Annotated in this window: 17 protein-coding genes, 1 pseudogene and 1 riboswitch; of the genes and pseudogenes, 10 read left to right on the top strand and 8 right to left on the bottom strand. The window is 55.1% G+C overall.

From position 1 onward, the window contains the following. Positions 1-72: 72 nt before the first annotated feature. Positions 73-549, bottom strand: a complete 477-nt coding sequence (locus FN082_RS01715; RefSeq protein ID WP_139538780.1) for a kinase inhibitor — start codon at positions 547-549, stop codon at positions 73-75. Positions 550-618: 69 nt separating this feature from the next. Beyond that, complete coding sequence (gene bioA / locus FN082_RS01710) at positions 619-1,908, bottom strand: adenosylmethionine--8-amino-7-oxononanoate transaminase (protein WP_139538889.1); 1,290 nt, start codon at positions 1,906-1,908, stop codon at positions 619-621. Positions 1,909-1,993: 85 nt separating this feature from the next. Here bioA and bioB point away from each other — a divergent pair, with 85 nt between their 5' ends. From bioB to bioD, 4 genes are read left to right on the top strand one after another with little or no spacing between them, the layout of a single operon-like run. Continuing rightward, on the top strand, positions 1,994-3,034 hold the full coding sequence (bioB, locus tag FN082_RS01705) for a biotin synthase BioB (RefSeq protein WP_139538781.1): 1,041 nt from the start codon (positions 1,994-1,996) through the stop codon (positions 3,032-3,034). Further along, a complete protein-coding gene (bioF, locus tag FN082_RS01700; RefSeq protein ID WP_139538782.1) occupies positions 3,031-4,188 on the top strand; it encodes an 8-amino-7-oxononanoate synthase in 1,158 nt (385 codons plus the stop codon). The genes bioB and bioF overlap by 4 nt, the downstream gene beginning before the upstream one ends. Further along, positions 4,172-4,927: a malonyl-ACP O-methyltransferase BioC gene (gene bioC, locus FN082_RS01695; RefSeq protein ID WP_139538783.1), complete on the top strand. Its 756-nt coding sequence runs from the start codon at positions 4,172-4,174 to the stop codon at positions 4,925-4,927. Before bioF ends, bioC begins: the two co-directional genes overlap by 17 nt. After that, entirely contained in the window at positions 4,920-5,642 is a 723-nt protein-coding gene (bioD, locus tag FN082_RS01690) for a dethiobiotin synthase (RefSeq protein ID WP_139538784.1), read from the top strand. The genes bioC and bioD overlap by 8 nt, the downstream gene beginning before the upstream one ends. Here the strand turns inward: bioD and FN082_RS01685 are convergent. Then, complete coding sequence (locus FN082_RS01685; RefSeq protein WP_139538785.1) at positions 5,584-6,306, bottom strand: ABC transporter ATP-binding protein; 723 nt, start codon at positions 6,304-6,306, stop codon at positions 5,584-5,586. The two genes, bioD and FN082_RS01685, sit on opposite strands and share 59 nt — an antisense overlap. A 722-nt stretch (positions 6,307-7,028) precedes the next feature. Here FN082_RS01685 and uvrB point away from each other — a divergent pair. Then, positions 7,029-9,050 (top strand): excinuclease ABC subunit UvrB, encoded by a 2,022-nt coding sequence (gene uvrB, locus FN082_RS01680; protein ID WP_139538786.1) that lies wholly within the window; start codon positions 7,029-7,031, stop codon positions 9,048-9,050. Between the two features lie 416 nt (positions 9,051-9,466). Here the strand turns inward: uvrB and pmrB are convergent, their stop codons facing one another. From pmrB to yvcK, 4 genes are all read right to left on the bottom strand, one after another. Then, positions 9,467-10,564 carry a two-component system sensor histidine kinase PmrB gene (gene pmrB / locus FN082_RS01670; RefSeq protein WP_142981043.1) on the bottom strand — a complete coding sequence of 366 codons (1,098 nt, stop codon included), beginning with the start codon at positions 10,562-10,564 and terminating at the stop codon, positions 9,467-9,469. Between the two features lie 4 nt (positions 10,565-10,568). Further along, positions 10,569-11,240 carry a two-component system response regulator PmrA gene (gene pmrA / locus FN082_RS01665; protein ID WP_139538788.1) on the bottom strand — a complete coding sequence of 224 codons (672 nt, stop codon included), beginning with the start codon at positions 11,238-11,240 and terminating at the stop codon, positions 10,569-10,571. Next, positions 11,237-12,880: a phosphoethanolamine transferase EptA gene (gene eptA, locus FN082_RS01660; RefSeq protein ID WP_142981042.1), complete on the bottom strand. Its 1,644-nt coding sequence runs from the start codon at positions 12,878-12,880 to the stop codon at positions 11,237-11,239. Before eptA ends, pmrA begins: the two co-directional genes overlap by 4 nt. A 110-nt stretch (positions 12,881-12,990) precedes the next feature. Then, positions 12,991-13,896, bottom strand: a complete 906-nt coding sequence (gene yvcK / locus FN082_RS01655) for a uridine diphosphate-N-acetylglucosamine-binding protein YvcK (RefSeq protein ID WP_142981041.1) — start codon at positions 13,894-13,896, stop codon at positions 12,991-12,993. 266 nt (positions 13,897-14,162) lie between these two features. Between yvcK and FN082_RS30095 the strand changes: the two are divergent. Beyond that, positions 14,163-14,870, top strand: a pseudogene (locus FN082_RS30095) (WG repeat-containing protein); the annotation flags it as partial. A 799-nt stretch (positions 14,871-15,669) separates the two neighbouring features. On the opposite strand, the gene FN082_RS30090 reads toward FN082_RS30095, so the two are convergent. After that, positions 15,670-16,851 carry a DUF4431 domain-containing protein gene (locus tag FN082_RS30090; protein ID WP_139538792.1) on the bottom strand — a complete coding sequence of 394 codons (1,182 nt, stop codon included), beginning with the start codon at positions 16,849-16,851 and terminating at the stop codon, positions 15,670-15,672. A gap of 282 nt (positions 16,852-17,133) precedes the next feature. Continuing rightward, a riboswitch (molybdenum cofactor riboswitch) is annotated at positions 17,134-17,272 on the top strand. On the opposite strand from FN082_RS30090, the gene moaA reads away from it, so the two are divergent. The 4 genes from moaA to moaD all read left to right on the top strand — a co-directional run bounded on the left by moaA (position 17,260) and on the right by moaD (position 19,516). Further along, on the top strand, positions 17,260-18,249 hold the full coding sequence (gene moaA, locus FN082_RS01640; protein ID WP_139538793.1) for a GTP 3',8-cyclase MoaA: 990 nt from the start codon (positions 17,260-17,262) through the stop codon (positions 18,247-18,249). Its footprint overlaps the riboswitch before it by 13 nt. A gap of 21 nt (positions 18,250-18,270) precedes the next feature. Beyond that, complete coding sequence (gene moaB / locus FN082_RS01635; RefSeq protein WP_139538794.1) at positions 18,271-18,783, top strand: molybdenum cofactor biosynthesis protein B; 513 nt, start codon at positions 18,271-18,273, stop codon at positions 18,781-18,783. Between the two features lie 3 nt (positions 18,784-18,786). Continuing rightward, positions 18,787-19,275 carry a cyclic pyranopterin monophosphate synthase MoaC gene (moaC, locus tag FN082_RS01630; RefSeq protein ID WP_112216970.1) on the top strand — a complete coding sequence of 163 codons (489 nt, stop codon included), beginning with the start codon at positions 18,787-18,789 and terminating at the stop codon, positions 19,273-19,275. Next, positions 19,268-19,516, top strand: coding sequence for a molybdopterin synthase sulfur carrier subunit (gene moaD, locus FN082_RS01625; RefSeq protein WP_139538795.1), 249 nt, complete (start codon positions 19,268-19,270; stop codon positions 19,514-19,516). The genes moaC and moaD overlap by 8 nt, the downstream gene beginning before the upstream one ends. Position 19,517: the final 1 nt, after the last annotated feature.

Here is a 19,517-nt window from a genome sequence, read left to right as displayed (position 1 = left end):
TGACCGGGCTACAGTCTCCGTGGTCTGCGGTTTTGTAGCCCGGACAGATGCGCAGCATCGCCTCCGGGATCGTTAGCTATACATCGCGGTAATCGACGAGCTGCCGAGGCTATGGAAATGGACGTTAAAACCCACCATCGCGCCGCTTGCGCCTTCATCGACATCAATTTTATCAACATCCAGCGCGTGGACGGTAAAGATATAACGGTGGGTCTCACCCTTCGGTGGCGCCGCGCCGCCGTATCCCGCCTGACCGAAATCGGTGCGGGTCTGGATTGCTTCCGCAGGTAATTCCGCCTGACCTGAACCGGCACCCTGCGGCAAAACGCGGGTATCGGCAGGAAGGTTGGCTACAATCCAGTGCCACCAACCGGAGCCGGTCGGCGCATCAGGATCGAAGCAGGTCACCACAAAGCTTTTGGTTCCCTCAGGGACTTCGTCCCACGCCAGATGGGGTGAAATATTGTCGCCGTCGTAGCCCATGCCGTTGAATACATGACGATTAGGCAGTTTTGCGCCATCCAGCAAATCATGACTGATTAATTTCATCGTCTCTCCTCAGGTTAATCTACTGATTAGCAAAGAAGTGTAGCGCGTGTGGCGCAGCATTACCGTCCCTTATTCGCTAAAAAATATTTCTTCCTGAACCGCGGTGTTCACCGCCTGCGTCAGGCGACTCAATTGCTCTGGCGTAATGATGTACGGCGGCATCAGATAAATCAGACGGCCGAACGGGCGGATCCATACGCCTTGCTCAACGAAAAAGCGCTGCAGGGCGGCCATATTCACCGGTCTGCGGGTCTCGACCACGCCAATCGCCCCGAGCACGCGGACATCGGCAACCAGCGCGGATTCTCTTGCCGGGACCAGCTCGGCTTTCAGCTGTGTTTCAATCGCCGCCACCTGCTGTTGCCACTCACCGCTTGCCAGCAGACGCAGGCTCTCTGCCGCCACCGCGCAGGCCAGCGGATTGCCCATAAAGGTCGGTCCGTGCATAAAGCAGCCTGCTTCACCGTCGCTGATGGTTTCCGCTACCTGACGCGTGGTCAGCGTGGCGGAGAGGGTCATGGTGCCGCCGGTCAGTGCTTTGCCGAGGCACAGAATATCCGCCGCAATCCCCGCGTGTTCGCAGGCGAACAGCTTACCGGTGCGACCAAAGCCGGTGGCAATCTCATCGGCAATCAGCAGTATGCCCTCGCGGTCGCACATTTTGCGGATCCGCCTAAGCCACTCGGGATGGTACATCCGCATTCCGCCTGCGCCCTGGACAATCGGTTCCACAATAACCGCCGCGATCTCATGGCGGTGGGCGGCCATCAGACGGGCGAACGGCACCATATCCCGCTCATCCCATTCACCATCGAAGCGGCTTTGCGGCGCCGGGGCGAACAGGTTATCCGGCAGATAACCCTGCCACAGACTGTGCATCGAATTATCCGGATCGCAGACCGACATCGCGCCGAAGGTGTCGCCGTGATAGCCGTTGCGGAAGGTGAGAAAGCGCTGACGCGGTTCGCCCTTTGCCTGCCAGTACTGGAGCGCCATTTTTATCGCCACTTCGACGGCAACGGAACCGGAATCAGCGAGGAACACGCATTCAAGAGATTCCGGGGTCATCGCCACGAGCTGGCGGCACAGCGCGACGGCAGAAGGATGGGTGATCCCGCCGAACATCACATGCGACATCTGGTCGATTTGCGCTTTCATCGCCGCATTCAGCCGCGGGTGATTGTAGCCGTGAATGGCCGCCCACCAGGACGACATGCCGTCAACCAGCTGCTCGCCGCCGGCAAGGGTCAACTCGCAGCCGTGGGCGGCCACCACCGGATAGACCGGCAGCGGGGAAGTCATAGAAGTGTAAGGGTGCCAGATATGGCGCCGATCGAAAGCGAGATCGTCCATTGTCATAATCGACTTGTAAACCATTTTGAAAACATTTAGGTTTACGAGTATAAACCGAACCGACAATTAACAAAACCCTTTGGAGAGGCTAATGGCTCACCACACCCGCTGGACAATGTCGCAAGTCGCTGAGTTGTTTAATAAACCCTTCCTGGACCTGCTGTTTGAAGCGCAGCAGATCCACCGCCAGCACTTCGATCCGCGCCAGGTTCAGGTCAGCACGCTGCTGTCGATTAAGACCGGTGCTTGCCCGGAAGACTGTAAATATTGCCCACAAAGCGCGCGTTATAAAACCGGTCTCGAATCCGAACGCCTGATGGAGGTTGAACAGGTGCTGGAGTCGGCGCGGCAGGCAAAAAAAGCTGGTTCAACCCGCTTCTGCATGGGGGCGGCGTGGAAGAACCCCAACGATCGTGATATGCCCTATCTCGAGCAGATGGTGAAAGGGGTGAAAGAGCTGGGGCTGGAGGCCTGCATGACCCTCGGGACTCTGAACGATAGCCAGGCGCAGCGGCTCGCCGGCGCCGGCCTGGATTACTACAACCACAACCTTGATACCTCGCCGGAGTTCTACGGCAATATCATCACCACCCGTACCTACCAGGAGCGTCTCGATACCCTCGATAAAGTCCGCGATGCGGGAATCAAAGTGTGCTCCGGCGGTATCGTTGGCTTAGGTGAAACGGTCAAAGACCGTGCCGGGTTACTGTTACAGCTGGCCAATTTGCCGACCCCGCCGGAAAGCGTGCCGATCAACATGCTGGTGAAGGTCAAAGGTACGCCGTTGGCGGATAATGATGACGTTGACGCCTTTGATTTTATTCGTACTATCGCCATCGCACGCATTATGATGCCGACCTCGCACGTGCGCCTTTCCGCCGGGCGCGAGCAGATGAACGAACAGACCCAGGCGATGTGCTTTATGGCCGGGGCGAACTCGATTTTCTATGGCTGTAAGCTGCTGACTACGCCAAACCCGGAAGAGGACAAAGATCTGCAGTTGTTCCGCAAGCTGGGAATTAACCCGCAGCAAACCGCGGTGCTGGAAGGCGATAACGCCCAGCAGCAGCGCCTGGAGCAGGCGTTGATGAATCCTGATACCGAGGAATATTACAACGCGGCGGCGCTATGAGCTGGCAGCAGCGTATTGAGCAGGCGCTGGAGGAGCGGCAGGCGGCGGACGCTCTGCGGTGCCGTCAGCCGGTAACCCAGGGAGCCGGTCGTTGGCTCACCCGCGAAGGCCAGCGCTGGCTCAATTTTTCCAGTAACGATTATCTGGGCCTCAGCCAGCATCCGGCGATCGTGAAGGCCTGGCAGCAGGGAGCGGATCGCTACGGCGTCGGCTCCGGCGGCTCCGGTCACGTCAGCGGCTATAGCGAGGCGCATTGCGCTCTGGAAGAGCAGCTTGCCGACTGGCTGGGCTACCCGCGCGCACTGTTGTTTATCTCCGGCTTTGCCGCCAATCAGGCGGTGATTGCCGCGCTGGCGGGCAAAGAGGATCGGATTGTTGCCGACCGCCTCAGCCATGCTTCGCTCCTTGAAGCTGCTCATCTCAGTCCGGCGCAACTGCGGCGTTTTCAGCACAATGATTCCCGGCATCTTGCGGGACTGCTGGCGAAACCGCTATCCGGTCAGCAGTTGGTGGTGACCGAAGGGATTTTTAGTATGGATGGCGATAGCGCGCCGCTGGTAGATATTCAGCGAGCGTCAGAAATGGCCGGGGCGCTGGTGCTGGTTGACGATGCGCACGGTATTGGCGTGGTCGGCGAAGAGGGACGAGGGAGTTGCGATAGCCAACAGATACATCCGGATCTGCTGATTGTTACCTTCGGCAAAGCTTTTGGCGTGAGCGGTGCAGCGGTACTGTGCAGCGAAGCGTTGGCAGATTATCTGCTGCAGTTTGCCCGCCATCTGATTTACAGCACCGCGATGCCACCGGCGCAGGCTGTGGCTCTCAGCGCGGCGCTGGGCGTCATTCGTAGCGACGATGGTCAGCAGCGGCGGGAAAAGCTGGCCCGTCATATTGCCGATTTTCGTCAAGAAATGGCCGATTATCCCGGCGAACTGACTCAATCTTGCAGCGCGATTCAGCCGTTGATCGTCGGCGACAACGCGCGCGCGCTGCGGCTGGCTACGCGCCTGCGTGAGCAGGGCTGCTGGGCGACGGCAATCCGCCCGCCGACGGTACCCTCCGGCAGCGCTCGACTGCGTCTGACGCTTACCGCAGCGCATGAATCCACTGATATTGCTCGTCTGCTGGAGGTGCTGCATGGCGGCGGTGAATAAACGTGCGATAGCGGCGGCGTTTGGTCGCGCGGCGGGCCATTACGCTCAGCATGATGAATTGCAACGTCTGAGCGCTTCCCGGCTGCTGGAGCAGCTCGATATAAAAACCTTCCCCGAGGTACTGGATGCGGGCTGCGGTCCCGGCAGCATCAGCCGCTTCTGGCGCGATGCCGGGAGTCAGGTGACGGCGCTGGATCTCTCCGTTGAGATGCTGGCGCAAGCCCGGCGCGGAGAGTGCGCGCATCGCTACATTGAAGGCGACATCGAAGCGCTGCCTCTGGCTGAGGGTTGCGTTGATCTGGCGTGGAGCAACCTTGCGGTTCAGTGGTGCGACAATCTTGCCGCCGCCATTAATGAGCTGTATCGGGTGGTGCGACCCGGCGGTCGGGTGGCGTTTAGCACTCTGCTGGCAGGTTCGCTGCCGGAGCTGAATCAGGCGTGGCGAGCTATTGATGAACAGCCGCATGCTAACCGTTTTCTCAGCGAGCAGGCGGTACGCCAGACGCTGGTTGGTCGCCGCGCTACCGGTCATGTTCATGCCATCACTCTGCCGTTTGCCGATGCGCTAAGCGCGATGCGATCCCTGAAAGGCATCGGTGCGACCCATTTGCACCGCGGGCGCAGCCCCGCACCGCTGAGTCGCGGTAAACTGCGGCAGCTCCAGCTCGCCTGGCCACAACAGCAGGGCCAGTGTCCGCTGACATATCATCTTTTTACAGGAGTCATCGAACGTGATTAAACGGTTTTTCGTGACCGGAACCGATACTGAAGTCGGTAAAACCGTTACCAGTTGCGCTCTGTTACAGGCGGCCAATCGCGCAGGATTCAATAGCGCGGGCTATAAGCCGGTAGCTTCCGGAAGCGAATATACGGCGGAAGGACTGCGCAACGAAGATGCGCTGGCTCTACAGCGCAATAGTCAGGTAGCGCTACGCTACGAGCAGGTCAATCCTTTCACTTTTGCTGAGCCGACGTCGCCGCATATTGTCAGCGCCGATGAAGGCAGGCCGATTGATGCCGCGTCGCTTTCTGCGGGCCTGCGCGGGCTGGAAGCATTGTCTGATTGGGTGCTGGTGGAAGGCGCGGGGGGCTGGTTTACGCCGCTTTCAGAAACGCTGACCTTTGCCGACTGGGTGCAGCAAGAACAGCTGCCGGTGATTTTGGTGGTGGGTGTTAAGCTTGGGTGCATTAACCATGCGATGCTCACCGCTCAGGCGGTGATTCAGGCCGGGCTGCCGTTGGCGGGATGGATAGCCAACGATATCCAGCCGCCGGGCAAGCGCCATCTTGAGTATCTGGCGACGCTAAAACGCGTACTGCCCGCGCCGTTTCTTGGTGAGATCCCGTGGCTGGCCGACGCCGCACAGCGCGAGGATCTCGGTCAGTACATCGATCTCAGCGTGCTGGGTCGGGCGTCATCCATTTTGCCAGCAGCGGGTCATCCAGTTGAATAACGTCTCCCTGGGCCACGCTGCGTCCGCAGTGCAGCAGACAAAAACGATCTGCCACCCGGCGAATAAACGGCAGGTGCTGCTCGGCGATCAGCACCGTCAGGCCAATATCGCGATTCAGGCGCACCAGTAAATCGCCCAGCTTATGCAGGAAGCGCTGGCCTCCTGCGCGTGAAGGTTCGTCGAGGATCAGCAGGCGCGGGCGGGTTATCAGCGCTCTGGCCAATGCCAGCTGGTACTGATCGTCAGCGGTGAGCGTAAGGCCTTTGCTTTGTCGCAGGGTATAAAGTTCCGGAAACAGATCGTAAATTTCTCCGGCGATCGCTGATGCGGGTTCACCGCCCGCTGCGAGGGCAATATGCAGATTTTCCTCCACGCTTAGCTGCGAGAAGATACGTTTATCCTGCGGGACGTAGCCAATGCCGATGGCGCTGCGTGACTGCGCGGAGAGCGGCATCAGATCGTAGGGGGGCGCTCCCGCGTCCTGCCAGGTCATACTGCCGCTGGCGACCGGCAGGTGGCCGGTAATGCAGTTGACGAGCGTGGTTTTTCCCATTCCCTGACGGCCCATTACGCAAGTGCACTTACCCGGCCTGAGCTCAAGGTCAACATTCCACAGCGTGTGCTGGCTTCCGTAATAGTGGTTCACGGCACGTAGACTCAACATAGACGTTTTCTCCTTTCCTGGGATAGCGGGCGACGAGAAGATTCTGCAAATCTCTTGCCAGGAAAAAGAACTCTCGGTATTTGCTGGTAAATACAGGTGCGGCCAGGTGAAAAGGGATGATGCCAGGTAAAGCCTTGCACTTTCCCGGTGCCAGGGCGCTGAAATGTGGTGCAAAAAATAACAAAAAATCCAGCTATTCTTAGCCGATAAACAGCAAAAAAAATTCAATAAAATTTTTTCGTGGCGGGTTTTACCGAAGTGGTCAGTTTTGTTCGGGTGGCACAGGTCATGGGCTGCAGACAGTTATCCACTATTCCTGTGGATAACCTTGTGTATTAGAGTTAGAAAACTTGCGGTAAGCTAGAGAGTACGCGGCCTGCGGGCGAATTGACGCGAAACCCGTCTTTTATTGAATTTTTTTAAAAATCAATTGCTTAAATAAAAGCAATGCCTGTAAGAAAAGTGTCACCGACTGCCATAAAACATTCATCCCCTTGCTTGACAAATGTTAAATGTCAAAAATTTCTGGGGATAACCCTACGGTCTGGTGGATTATCCCGTAAAGGGGCTTTTATTCGTTCCTGATGGGGCGAAAAAGAGCAAGTTTGCCAGGATACGATAATATGATACTGTTTTTATATCCAGTATTTTTTATTGGCAAAAGCTGAGCTGAAGGGTAGAATTAAACACCTGCCGTTCAACCCTTCTTCAGGTTCTGATTGATGAGTAAACCATTCAAGCTGCATTCTGCTTTCCGTCCATCCGGCGACCAGCCGGAAGCCATTCGTCGCCTGGAAGAGGGGCTGGAAGATGGCCTGGCGCATCAAACGCTGCTCGGGGTGACCGGCTCAGGTAAAACGTTTACCATCGCCAACGTTATTGCCGATCTCCAGCGCCCGACGATGGTGCTGGCGCCGAACAAAACCCTAGCGGCGCAGCTTTACGGCGAGATGAAAGAGTTCTTCCCGGAGAACGCGGTGGAGTACTTCGTCTCGTACTATGACTACTACCAGCCAGAAGCGTACGTACCCAGCTCGGACACCTTCATCGAGAAAGATGCTTCTGTTAACGAACATATCGAACAGATGCGTCTGTCAGCGACCAAAGCGCTGCTGGAGCGTCGTGATGTGGTGGTAGTGGCGTCGGTCTCCGCTATTTACGGCCTGGGCGACCCTGACCTGTATCTGAAGATGATGCTGCACCTCACGGTCGGCATGATAATCGACCAGCGCGCCATTTTGCGCCGTCTGGCCGAGCTGCAATACACCCGTAACGATCAGGCTTTTCAGCGCGGTACCTTCCGCGTGCGCGGCGAAGTCATTGATATCTTCCCGGCGGAATCTGACGATATCGCGCTGCGCGTTGAACTGTTTGATGAAGAAGTCGAACGCCTGTCGCTGTTCGATCCGCTGACCGGTCACGTTGAGTCTACGATCCCACGCTTCACCGTCTATCCGAAAACCCACTACGTCACCCCACGCGAGCGCATCGTCCAGGCAATGGAAGAGATTAAAGTCGAGCTGGCGGAGCGGCGTAAGGTGCTGCTGGAGAACAACAAGCTGCTGGAAGAGCAGCGCCTGAGCCAGCGTACGCAGTTCGATCTCGAAATGATGAACGAACTGGGCTACTGCTCAGGGATTGAAAACTACTCGCGCTATCTCTCTGGGCGCGGGCCGGGCGAGCCGCCGCCGACGCTGTTTGACTACCTGCCTGCTGATGGCCTGCTGGTGATTGATGAGTCCCACGTGACTATTCCGCAAATCGGCGGCATGTACCGTGGGGACCGGGCGCGTAAAGAGACGCTGGTGGAATATGGCTTCCGCCTGCCGTCCGCGCTGGATAACCGTCCGCTGAAGTTTGAAGAGTTTGAGGCCCTGGCGCCGCAAACGATCTACGTTTCGGCAACGCCGGGCGCCTATGAGCTGGATAAATCCGGCGACGAAGTGGTGGACCAGGTTGTCCGGCCAACGGGGCTGCTGGATCCGGTGATTGAAGTGCGTCCGGTAGCGACTCAGGTGGATGACCTGCTGTCGGAAATTCGCATCCGCACCGCCATCAACGAGCGCGTACTGGTTACAACTCTGACTAAACGCATGGCGGAAGACTTAACCGAATATCTGGAAGAGCACGGCGAGCGGGTGCGCTACCTGCACTCGGATATCGATACCGTCGAGCGCATGGAGATTATCCGCGACCTGCGCCTCGGTGAATTTGATGTGCTGGTGGGCATCAACCTGCTGCGTGAAGGTCTGGATATGCCGGAAGTCTCGCTGGTGGCTATTCTGGATGCCGATAAAGAAGGCTTCCTGCGTTCTGAACGTTCGCTGATTCAGACCATTGGCCGCGCGGCGCGTAATATCAACGGTAAGGCGATTCTCTACGGCGACAAGATTACCCCGTCGATGGCGAAAGCGATCGGTGAAACCGAGCGCCGCCGTGAGAAACAGCAGGCGTACAATGAAGAGCACGGCATTGTGCCGCAAGGGCTTAACAAGAAAGTGGTGGATATTCTGGCGCTGGGTCAGAATATCGCGAAAACCAAAACCAAGGGACGCGGTAAGTTCCGCTCGCCAGTTGAAGCAGATGCCGTAGAGCTGACGCTAACGCCGAAAGCGCTACAGCAGAAGATTCATGAGCTGGAAGGGCAGATGATGCAGCATGCGCAGAACCTGGAGTTCGAAGAAGCGGCGCAAATTCGTGACCAGCTTCATCAGCTGCGCGATCTGTTTATCGCGGCTTCATAGATTTCTGGTCAATATCATCCGGTATCTTACCGGACCACGGGGCTCCCGCCGTCTGCGGTCCGGTAGCCCGGACAGATGCGCAGCATCGCCTCCGGGATATTAACCCAGTGTGCCGCTATTTTCCCGGGGGCGGCGCTTGACGCGCCTTGCCCGGGCTACGGGTCCGTGCAGGGTGCACTCTTGTAGCCCGGACAGATGCGGAGCATCGCCTCCGGGAAATGTTGTGGTCTGATACGCCACGACCCGGGATTTTCAGTCACAAGTTCAATCCAGTTTTACCGTGGCCCTTAATGTTGGCTTAATATTGTTTGGCGAAACTATCCTCAATCTAATGAGGATAGCGCCATGCAAAAATTAACCTTTCGCGAATACCTGGCAGTCACCTGCGCCTTTGTTATCGTCGTAGCCTTCTTCCATCAGTGGGTATTGACGTTCTGACGGGAAGCTTTTGGGAAGAGTACCCAGGCGCGAACGCCGGGTCCTGGCTGGCGGTTATGTAAAAAGAACTGGGCATCGTGCAGTTGGGCGATGCGGGTAACAATACTTAATCCCAGGCCAATACCGCCATAGCGGCTGTCCATGCGAACGAACGCTTTGCTCAACTCGCCGCTTTTTGCCTCATCAATCCCTGGACCTTCATCCTCCACCGCCAGAACGGGCGTCGGACCGGGTGTTATCGTCACTTTTATCGTTGACCCTGTCGGGCTGTAACGATGCGCGTTTTCCACCAGATTTCGTAAAATAACCCGCACCAGCGTGGCGTCGCCCGAAACAACCGCCTCATCATCATGGTTGTTCAGCACCAGCTTCTGCTGACGCTGTTCCAGCATGGCTTCCAGCTCGCTTTGTAGCGACTCGATAACATCCTCTTTTAGCGCAACCTGCTGATAGCTTCCGGCAGAGAACGATTGGCCGACGCGCGCCAGCTGAAGCAGTTGGTTAATGCTGTTGGTCATTTGGTCGAGGCGCTGAATCAGCGGATCTACGCCAACGCTGTGCACCTTCGCTAACAGTTCCAGATGCAGACGCAGCCCGGCCAGCGGTGTGCGCAGCTCATGGGCGACGTCGGCGGTAAACAGACGTTCGCGATCGAGGGTTAAATTCAGGCGGGAGACCAACTGATTAATCGCGGTGGTGACGGCCGTCACTTCTGGAACCGATTCTTTCAGGGCGATCGGCTGCAGATTATCCGGGGTGCGGCTTTCCAGCTCCTGCTGAAGGCGGGAAAGCGGTTTGGTGATTTTTTTTACCGCCAGCAGGGAGATATACAGCGCCAGGCCGACAATCAGCAGGCTTGGGATCAACAGGCTGGCAACTGCTTCACGTATCTCATGCTCTATATGTTTTTGGTTGTTATGCCCTTCAATGGCGCTGGCTACCAGCAGTTGTATCTGTTCCTGGCTTTCATGCCACAGCCAGAACACGCTGATCAGCTGGCACACTACCAGAATCGTGCCAATAGTCAGCAGCAGGCGATGGCGCATGGTCCAGTTTTCACTCACAAACAGAGCCATAGCGTTATTCCGTCTCCTCATTATTGACCAGCATATAGCCGAAGCCCCGGACGGTGCGGATGCGTGATTTACCGACCTTATCGCGCAGATTGTGGATATGCACTTCCAGCGTGTTGGTGGCCGGTTCGTTATCCCAACTATAAATATCGTTGTAGAGAATTTCACGGTGTACCGGGCTACCCGCTTTCATCATCAGGCGAGAGAGCAGGGCATACTCTTTAGGCGTCAAATCCAGAGACTGTTCGCCGAGCCAGACCAGACGACGGGTGACGTTCAAGCGCAGATTGCCGATAGTCAGTTCGTTGTCCCCCTGATTGTTATGGCGACGCAGCAGGGCGCGAATACGCGCATTCAGCTCTTCCAGGGCAAACGGTTTAACCAGGTAGTCATCTGCGCCAGTATCCAGGCCGCTGATACGGTCATCAACGGTATCGCGGGCCGTGAGGATCAGCACCGGCTGGCTGAATTTCTCCCGGCGCATGCGCGCCAGGAAATGCAGGCCGTCTTCATCCGGCAGGCCCAGGTCGAGCACCACCAGACTGTAGTGATTGCTGGCCAGAGAGAGCGCCGCTTCGTGAGCAGTAGACACGCCGTCACAAACGTAGCCTTCGCTTTGCATTGCCAGAATTAATCCTTGTAACAGGAGCGCATCGTCTTCAATGACTAAAATTTTCATCGGCCTGCCTCTCTACATGGCGTTAAGATATCGTCTGTTGCCTGGTACTCGCGGGTACTGACCCCGAGCAGACCGAGCAGGGTGGAGAAGAGATTATCCTGCGAATACGATTCCGTTTTCGCTTTTTGCTGCAAACACTGGCTGGAAACGCCATAACGCTGTTGATAATCCGGCGATAGCCACAGCAGCATCGGCACATGCTTTTGCGTATCCGGCGCGATGGACCACGGCAGACCGTGCAAATAAACGCCATCTTCGCCCAGCGACTCGCCGTGATCTGAGAGATACACCAGGCTGGTGGTAAATTTATCCTGCTTTGACTGCAGTAATTTTATCGCTTTGTCGACTACATAATCGACATACAAAATCGTATTGTCGTAGGTATTGGTGAGTTGCTGCTGGGTGCAGCTCTGGATCTCATTGGTATCGCAGGTCGGCGTAAACTGCTTAAACTGCGCCGGATAGCGATTATAGTAGGTCGGGCCATGGCTGCCGATGGTATGCAGAACAATAATGCCGTCCTGCTGAAGGCTGTCGATATAGCTATCCAGATTGTGGAACAGCACTTCATCGTAGCACTCGCCGTCGATGCACTGGCCGCTCAGCTTGAGATCGGTGACGTTCTGGTGTGGTACCCGGTCACAGGCCCCTTTACAGCCGCCGTCGTTGTCATTCCACTGCACCTGAATTCCGGCCCGCTGCAGGATATCCAGCACGCCTTCCTGGTGGTGCGCAAGCTCTTCATCATAATGGGCGCGTGGCATATTCGAGAACATACACGGTACGGAAACCGCGGTGGCGGTGCCGCAGGAGATAGTATCAGGGAAGTAGATAACGTTATCCTGTTTCAGGCGCGGGTTGGTCTCGCGGGAGTAGCCGTTGAGAGAAAAGTTTGCTACGCGTGAGGTTTCGCCTAAAACCACGATGGTCAGGTTTTTTCGCGGTCCGCTGCGCATTCCCGGCTTCTGCACGGCATCTTCACCAATTTTTACGAGCGGAAGGTTATCCATTCTGTTATGCGCATACCATGAGTTTACAGCCACGATACTGTTTGATGGGCTCAGCGACTTCACCAGCTCTTTGTTGTTGCGAAACAGCGAGGCGTAGTCTTTATAAAACAGCGCGGCAACCAGCATAATCAGTAGCGCTGAAACCACGATACTCACCAGACGCATAGCAACGCTACGCCACAGCGTTTGCGGTTTACGAATCTTAACCCACCAGGCCACGCCTACCGCCAGAACGCCGGAGAGCCCCAGAATCAGGACCATTTTTCCGGAGAGTAGCGCAAAGCTTTCAGCAGGCGTGGTATCGAAAATATTGGTGATCATCGCCCGGTCGATAACCACGCCAAAGGTCCAGATAAAATACTGAGCTGAGGCGCTCAGCAGAATAAACAAACTGATAACGAGGCGGTCGAGCTTCAGGAACGACGCTAACGTGGTGATGATGTTCATCACGCTGATGGCGACTATTGGCATGCTGAGGAAGACCAGCCAGTTGTGTACGCCGTTGACCGGTAGCAGAGTAAACGCCTGGCGATAGAAGGCGATATTTAGCGCCAGCCCAATGTAGCAGGCAAAGAGAATCAGATAGACAGTACGGCTAAGAACCGGTCGGCGAAAAGAAAATAACGACATAACGAACGTCCGCATAAAGAGATGTTCGCTATGCTGCCAATTCTTTTTTAAGACAACCTTAAGATTTTAAGCCTGTGAGGAATACGTTGCCTGAAAGGTGAGTTTGAGAATTAACCTAATGCCTGAATTGCCTTTTCCAGCGCGCTGCGTAATAGCCGGCGATCGTGACGATAGGGCACATCGCTGGCGTCCAGCGGCGTCTGAATCACCACCCGGTTTTCAATCCCCCTGATATCGGCTTTCGGGCCGATAACGAGCGCATCGATAACGCGTTTGCCGATATGCTTCTCCATAATGGCGACTCTATCCGCCAGCGTCAGGCTGGCTGCTGGACTATGTTCTTTGCCGAGGTTATCGATAAATACCATCGGCGCAGGCGTGCGGCGCAGGGCTTGCGCCATTTCATCGAGCAGCAGAATTGGCATCAGGCTGGTATAGAAACTGCCGGGGCCGATCAGGATTAAATCGGCTTCAGCGATGGCTTCTATCGCTTCACGGGTAGTGGGAACCGGCGGAGAGAGCATGAGCTCGCGCGGCACGCTGACAAGCTGGTCGATATTTACTTCGCCGTAAACTTCGTGCCCTTCGTGGTCAATCGCCATCAGATCGACAGGTTGTTCCGACATCGGGATCAGAAACGCGTCGACTTTAAGGAGATTTCTGATCAAATTGATCGCTTCGAGAGGCCGTACGCTAAGGTGATCAAGAGCCTTTAACATCAGATTTCCGAGGTTATGGCCGGAAAGTTCTCCGTTACCGCTAAAACGATACTCAAACATCGCCGATGCTACGCTGGGTTCGGCAATTAATTGATTAATACAGTTGCGCATATCGCCCCAGGCGATGCCGCCTTCCGCGCGGCGAATTCGCCCCGTGGAGCCGCCGTTATCTGTTGTTGTCACAATGCCGGTCAGGCGTGAACCCAGAGAGGAGAGGGAGGACATCACTCGCCCCAGTCCGTGCCCGCCGCCCAGCGCCACAACGCGATCAAGATCGGCGAAAGTACGATTGCGCATAGAAATTCCTTATATCAATTAAACGGGCACACACTAACCGATTTCACCTTAAAAAACGATGCCCGGGCTTTGATGACATCGCTAATATTTCAGCACAGTGACCATAATAGCCTCTCCGGACATGGCTATTTGTTAAAAAAGCAGGATCGGTCAGTGATAGTATCGCTTGCTCATTAAATCCGCATATTTGCCGGATTTTCTGAATGCAGGCTAATTTTCGCTGATTGGTCTGGTGATTCGTTTAACCGAGACCACCTGGTTTGATAATGGAAACGCTGTTCGATTTAACTATTCCCGTTCGCTATGGCCAGGAAAAACGACAGGTTTATCTGAGCAGCGCAGGGGAAGAAAAATCTTTTTTCTATCCTCATGTTGGCTATGAATCTGCTCCTCTTGACGGTGGAGCTCCCTGGCTGGTTGTTACTCTGGAAAATGGCAAACGCGGTTTTCTCTCTTTAGCTGGAGAATGGATCGCTACGCCGCAATTTGATGACGTTCGTGCTTTTAACCTCCATGGGCTGGCACGGGTATGCGAAGACGGAAAATGGGGGATCGTTAACCGCTCAGGTGAGCGAGTGATTCCCTGTTCTTACCGAACATTGACCCCAATGGTAGAGGGATTGTCTATCGCAATGACTCAGCAATGTGACTTTGTCATAGTGAACTCCTCTGGTGAGCAAACGACCATTCAATTACCTCACTCAGGTGCTTTTGAAAGAGAGTGGTTTGACGAATTCAGCCCCTGCGGAATAGCCTGCTTTCACCGCCGGGCAGGAAACCGTATCTTTACCGGTTACATTGATGACTGCGGCACATTTATCATTCCAGTCCGTGAAGGATATGGGGAGGGCTTTTCGGCCAATGGCGTTGCGCCATTTTCTGCGCCCTCAGGAAAATATGGGTTGATTGATAGGGGCGGGAACTGGGTTGTGGAGCCGGTTTACGATCTGATATCGCACTATGATAGCTGTGGATTCTGCTGTGCCCAGCGCTGGGGTGATGAAGAGAAGTGCGAGTTTTATAATTCTTACGGCGAACGGACGTTCGAAATTGAAACCATTGACGCGCCGAAGATGGTGAACGGCATCGTACGTTCCGGTGGCAAAGGCGGCCTCTACGTACGCTATGTCAATCTCGCGAGCGGTAAAGAATTGACGCCTGAGCTGTTAAGCTACGGCACCGACTTTTACCAGGCTGGCGCGGCGATTGTCAGAACCCTGGATGGGCTGTGGGGAATTCTTACGACGCAAGGTCAATTTATTCACCAGCGGCGGTGGATGGAGCCGCTGATCGATTCGGAAAACACTATTGTCGGTTTTTCTGCAAGCAACACGGTTATTTTTATTGTTTCCCGCCACGAGCTTGAGTATGTGAGCACGCAAGGAAAGACGGTGGCGACGCTATTGTTTGATGACGTTCGGCAAATCGCCGTGCTGAAAAATGCCCAAAACCAGGTTATTCGCCTCTTCGATTACCAGAACGTTTGGATGCCTTATCTTTTCTTTACGGCTTCGCCAGCAGAAATTTACCCCGGTGAAGCTCTTAGCGATGCGGTTAATGCGTTGATTGCGACCAAACCCAGACCTTTTGTTATGGTCAATAAAATTGGCGGTAGCGGCGCGCAGTTTGAAGGTGAGGAGTACGACTTCAACGCCGATGAAGTCGATGAAGATGAAATTAAGTTTGGCGCAATTATTACGCTGGCCGATGTCTATTGCCGGGAAGAGGAGTGGGGAGAGTATGAGTTTCTGGAGTCCGACTACGCCGGGTGGATCAAAAGGCACTATCAGGATTTAAAGACGCGTCTGACTCTGTTATTCGGCGAGCCTGTTGATGAATGGCCGGATCGCTACTGCAAATGGCGTGTGGCAAAGCGCAGAGGGTATTTAACGCTCCAGCACTACCTCGAATATGGCGACGGAGATTTTGAAAAGCAGGTGGTGCTGTATATCGACGATAACGATGCGGGATGACATGGCCGCAGAGGGCCATGTCATCCCACTGAAGCGGAAAAGCGATAAAAGACTTCACCGCCGGGATATTTTCCGTCTTTAGCGCCTGCTGGAATAACTGGAATTGCCTCAGAGTCTGACGCTTCTGCTGGCTGTTAAGCTCGGCGTTTTTTGTTGCAACAGGGGATTGGGTTTTAAGTGCCCTGCAACGTGTCGCCAGATCGTTAAACCGCTGGTTTTCATCCACAGATTCCAGTCCGGCATAAACTTCGCAGGGGAGAGTGAGATCGGCATCGTTGAAATACCACCAGGGCGGTTCTGACGCACAAATCGTCATCTCTTTTACGCGCCATTGCCCGGCGGTTTTATTCAGCACGGTCCACAGCATTTTATCAAGGTCGGCATCGCATTCTTTCGCCAGCGACCAGTCGAGCTTTTGGCCCTGAGTTGCAACGATTTCCCCGACCAGAATGGCCCATTCGCTGCTGATATTTAAGCGCTCGACTTTAATTCGCACGGCCTGTCCGGCCTGGCTTGAAGCCAGTGGACGAACGGTATCCAGAATGGTTTTTCTTTGCGGATTGCCTGAGCCACCCGCCAGCTCTGCCGAGGATAAAATAAGGTGGGTATTGTCATATCCGCTTACGGCGTGCTCAAGCTTACCGGTCACCGTGACGTGTTTACCGGCGAGGGAGGTTAATGCTCTGGATGAACTCTCTGTTCGGAGCGTCACTTCTATTTGATTTCTCTCGTCTTCATAATACCAGAGGGAATCTGGCGCTGCTGTTGCGCAAATGGGCTCATCCAGGAAGAGCATATTTTGCACCTGGCGGCTATCCGTTTTTGGATTTTCACCGTAGTTGGGCGGGCCAAAAAAGGTTCTGACCTCAACGTACCCGTTGAGTTTAACCTCCTGGTCATAGTGAAAGCAGGGCTTTGCGGCGAAAGCGGCGCTGGCGTAAAGCGTGAGCATTGCCAGAATGGCGTACAGAGAGCGGTTCATCGCAATATAACGTCCTTTGTAGAGCGATTGTTAAAGGTTAACTTATTATTTTCATTGAATAAGTCTCTTTCCTTGTTTCTGCGGTGAGAATATCACTTTTTGTTGGGTAACCATAAAATACCTGACGGTTTTGTATCGGGTGGAAGACGAATAGCAGAAGTGAAGATTAGGCTATGTTCTCACGCACTTAGCGTCAAAAAAGCGATATAAATCCGTTATATACATTGATGCATAACGAAAAGTGAGTATGGCATAACCCTGGTTATCGCGCTACTATTTGGCGTAACCCACTAACACTCTAGCCTCTGTGCCTGTGTCAAAAGATATGGTGCTTTGGCCGTGACAACTTCGGTTGCCACCAGGGCGCGGAAAGAAATGACCGCGTCTCCCGTATTTGGAAAGGTGTCTATGGCTTCACAGCTTACCGATGCATTTGCGCGGAAGTTTTACTATCTGCGCCTGTCAATTACCGACGTGTGTAACTTTCGTTGCACCTACTGCCTGCCTGATGGCTACAAGCCCGGTGCCGTCACTAATAAAGGCTTTCTCAGCGTAGACGAAGTCCGTCATGTGACGCGCGCGTTTTCTGCCCTTGGTACGGAAAAGGTGCGCCTGACCGGTGGGGAACCTTCGCTACGTCGTGATTTTACCGACATTATTGCCGCCGTGCGGGAAAATCCCTCTATTCGTCAGATTGCGGTCACTACCAACGGCTACCGGCTGGCGCGCGATGTTGAAAACTGGCGCGATGCCGGGCTGACGGCGATTAACGTCAGCGTGGATAGCCTCGACGCCCGCCAGTTTCACGCCATTACCGGCCAGGACAAGTTTCGCCAGGTAATGGACGGCATCGATGCCGCTTTTGCTGCTGGCTTTGAGAAAGTTAAAGTCAACACCGTGCTGATGCGCGACGTTAACCATCACCAGCTCGACACCTTTCTGGCGTGGATCCAACCGCGCCGCATTCAACTGCGTTTTATTGAGCTGATGGAAACCGGCGAGGGTAGCGACCTGTTCCGCCGCCATCATATCTCAGGCATGGTGCTGCGCGACGAGCTGCTGCGCCGCGGCTGGATCCATCAGATCCGCCAGCGTAGCGACGGCCCGGCGCAGGTGTTTTGCCATCCGGATTATGCTGGCGAAATCGGCCTGATCATGCCTTATGAGAAAGATTTCTGCGCCACCTGCAATCGTCTGCGCGTCTCTTCCATCGGTAAATTGCACCTCTGCCTGTTTGGCGAAGGCGGCGTCGATCTGCGCGATCTGCTGGCCGATGAGCAGCAGCAGCCGGAGCTGGAAGCGCGTATTTCCGAGGCGTTAACGCATAAGAAGCAAACCCATTTCCTGCATCAGGGCAACACCGGTATTACACAGAACCTGTCGTATATTGGCGGATAATTCATTTTAAGGAGCGAACAGATGAGTCAGGTCAGCGCTGAGTTTATCCCGACCCGTATTGCAATTCTTACCGTTTCAAATCGCCGTGGCGAAGAGGATGATACCTCTGGCCACTGGCTGCGCGATGTCGCTCAGGAAGCGGGGCACGTCATCGTCGATAAAGCGATTGTCAAAGAGAACCGCTACGCCATTCGCGCCCAGGTGTCGGCGTGGATTGCCAGCGATGAGGTACAGGTGGTGCTGATCACCGGCGGTACCGGTTTTACCGACGGTGACCAGGCGCCGGAAGCCTTGTTACCGCTGTTTGATCGTGAAGTGGAAGGTTTTGGCGAGGTGTTCCGTATGCTCTCTTTTGAAGAGATTGGTACTTCGACCCTGCAATCCCGTGCCGTTGCCGGGGTGGCGAACCGCACGCTGATTTTCGCGATGCCCGGCTCAACCAAAGCTTGCCATACCGCGTGGGACAATATTATTGCGCCGCAACTCGATGCGCGCACCCGTCCTTGCAATTTCATCTCTCATCTTAAGAAGTAATTTATGTCGCAACTGACCCATATTAACGCCGCGGGCGAAGCGCACATGGTTGATGTCTCGGCGAAAGCGGAGACGGTTCGCGAAGCGCGCGCCGAGGCCTATGTCGAGATGCAGGCGACGACGCTTGCCATGATTATCGACGGCAGCCATCACAAAGGCGACGTCTTTGCGACTGCGCGTATCGCCGGGATCCAGGCCGCAAAACGCACCTGGGAACTGATTCCGCTTTGCCACCCGCTGATGCTGAGCAAAGTCGAAGTTAATCTACAGGCTCAGCCCGAACACAACCGGGTGCGCATCGAATCCCTGTGTCGTCTGACCGGTAAAACCGGCGTTGAGATGGAAGCCCTGACTGCCGCTTCCGTCGCCGCGCTGACGATTTACGATATGTGCAAAGCGGTGCAGAAAGATATGGTGATTGGCCCGGTGCGCCTGCTGGCGAAAAGCGGCGGCAAGTCCGGCGATTTCAGAGTGGAAGATACCCATGATTAATGTCCTTTTTTTTGCTCAGGTGCGCGAACTGCTCGGCACCGATTCCCTGATGCTCGATCCGAACGGACTACCCACGGTTGAAGCCGTTCGCCAGCAACTGGTCTCGCGCGGCGACCGCTGGGCGCTGGCGCTGGAAGAGGGTAAGCTGCTGGCGGCGGTGAATCAGACGCTGACCTCGTTTGATCATCCGCTGGCGGCCGGTGATGAAGTGGCATTCTTCCCGCCGGTTACCGGGGGATAAG

The sequence above is a fragment of the Klebsiella spallanzanii genome, from assembly GCF_902158555.1.
Lineage (GTDB): Bacteria > Pseudomonadota > Gammaproteobacteria > Enterobacterales > Enterobacteriaceae > Klebsiella > Klebsiella spallanzanii.
Note: the sequence above shows the minus strand (reverse complement) of the source record. Positions and strands in the feature narration are given on the sequence as shown.

What these genes read in the sequence shown, in the direction of transcription:
- FN082_RS01715 (WP_139538780.1), bottom strand. Translation starts at nt 549, where the DNA reads ATGAAATTAATCAGTCATGATTTGCTGGATGGCGCAAAACTGCCTAAT.
- bioA (WP_139538889.1), bottom strand. Translation starts at nt 1,908, where the DNA reads ATGACAATGGACGATCTCGCTTTCGATCGGCGCCATATCTGGCACCCT.
- bioB (WP_139538781.1), top strand. Translation starts at nt 1,994, where the DNA reads ATGGCTCACCACACCCGCTGGACAATGTCGCAAGTCGCTGAGTTGTTT.
- bioF (WP_139538782.1), top strand. Translation starts at nt 3,031, where the DNA reads ATGAGCTGGCAGCAGCGTATTGAGCAGGCGCTGGAGGAGCGGCAGGCG.
- bioC (WP_139538783.1), top strand. Translation starts at nt 4,172, where the DNA reads ATGGCGGCGGTGAATAAACGTGCGATAGCGGCGGCGTTTGGTCGCGCG.
- FN082_RS01685 (WP_139538785.1), bottom strand. Translation starts at nt 6,306, where the DNA reads ATGTTGAGTCTACGTGCCGTGAACCACTATTACGGAAGCCAGCACACG.
- uvrB (WP_139538786.1), top strand. Translation starts at nt 7,029, where the DNA reads ATGAGTAAACCATTCAAGCTGCATTCTGCTTTCCGTCCATCCGGCGAC.
- pmrB (WP_142981043.1), bottom strand. Translation starts at nt 10,564, where the DNA reads ATGGCTCTGTTTGTGAGTGAAAACTGGACCATGCGCCATCGCCTGCTG.
- pmrA (WP_139538788.1), bottom strand. Translation starts at nt 11,240, where the DNA reads ATGAAAATTTTAGTCATTGAAGACGATGCGCTCCTGTTACAAGGATTA.
- eptA (WP_142981042.1), bottom strand. Translation starts at nt 12,880, where the DNA reads ATGTCGTTATTTTCTTTTCGCCGACCGGTTCTTAGCCGTACTGTCTAT.
- yvcK (WP_142981041.1), bottom strand. Translation starts at nt 13,896, where the DNA reads ATGCGCAATCGTACTTTCGCCGATCTTGATCGCGTTGTGGCGCTGGGC.
- FN082_RS30090 (WP_139538792.1), bottom strand. Translation starts at nt 16,851, where the DNA reads ATGAACCGCTCTCTGTACGCCATTCTGGCAATGCTCACGCTTTACGCC.
- moaA (WP_139538793.1), top strand. Translation starts at nt 17,260, where the DNA reads ATGGCTTCACAGCTTACCGATGCATTTGCGCGGAAGTTTTACTATCTG.
- moaB (WP_139538794.1), top strand. Translation starts at nt 18,271, where the DNA reads ATGAGTCAGGTCAGCGCTGAGTTTATCCCGACCCGTATTGCAATTCTT.
- moaC (WP_112216970.1), top strand. Translation starts at nt 18,787, where the DNA reads ATGTCGCAACTGACCCATATTAACGCCGCGGGCGAAGCGCACATGGTT.
- moaD (WP_139538795.1), top strand. Translation starts at nt 19,268, where the DNA reads ATGATTAATGTCCTTTTTTTTGCTCAGGTGCGCGAACTGCTCGGCACC.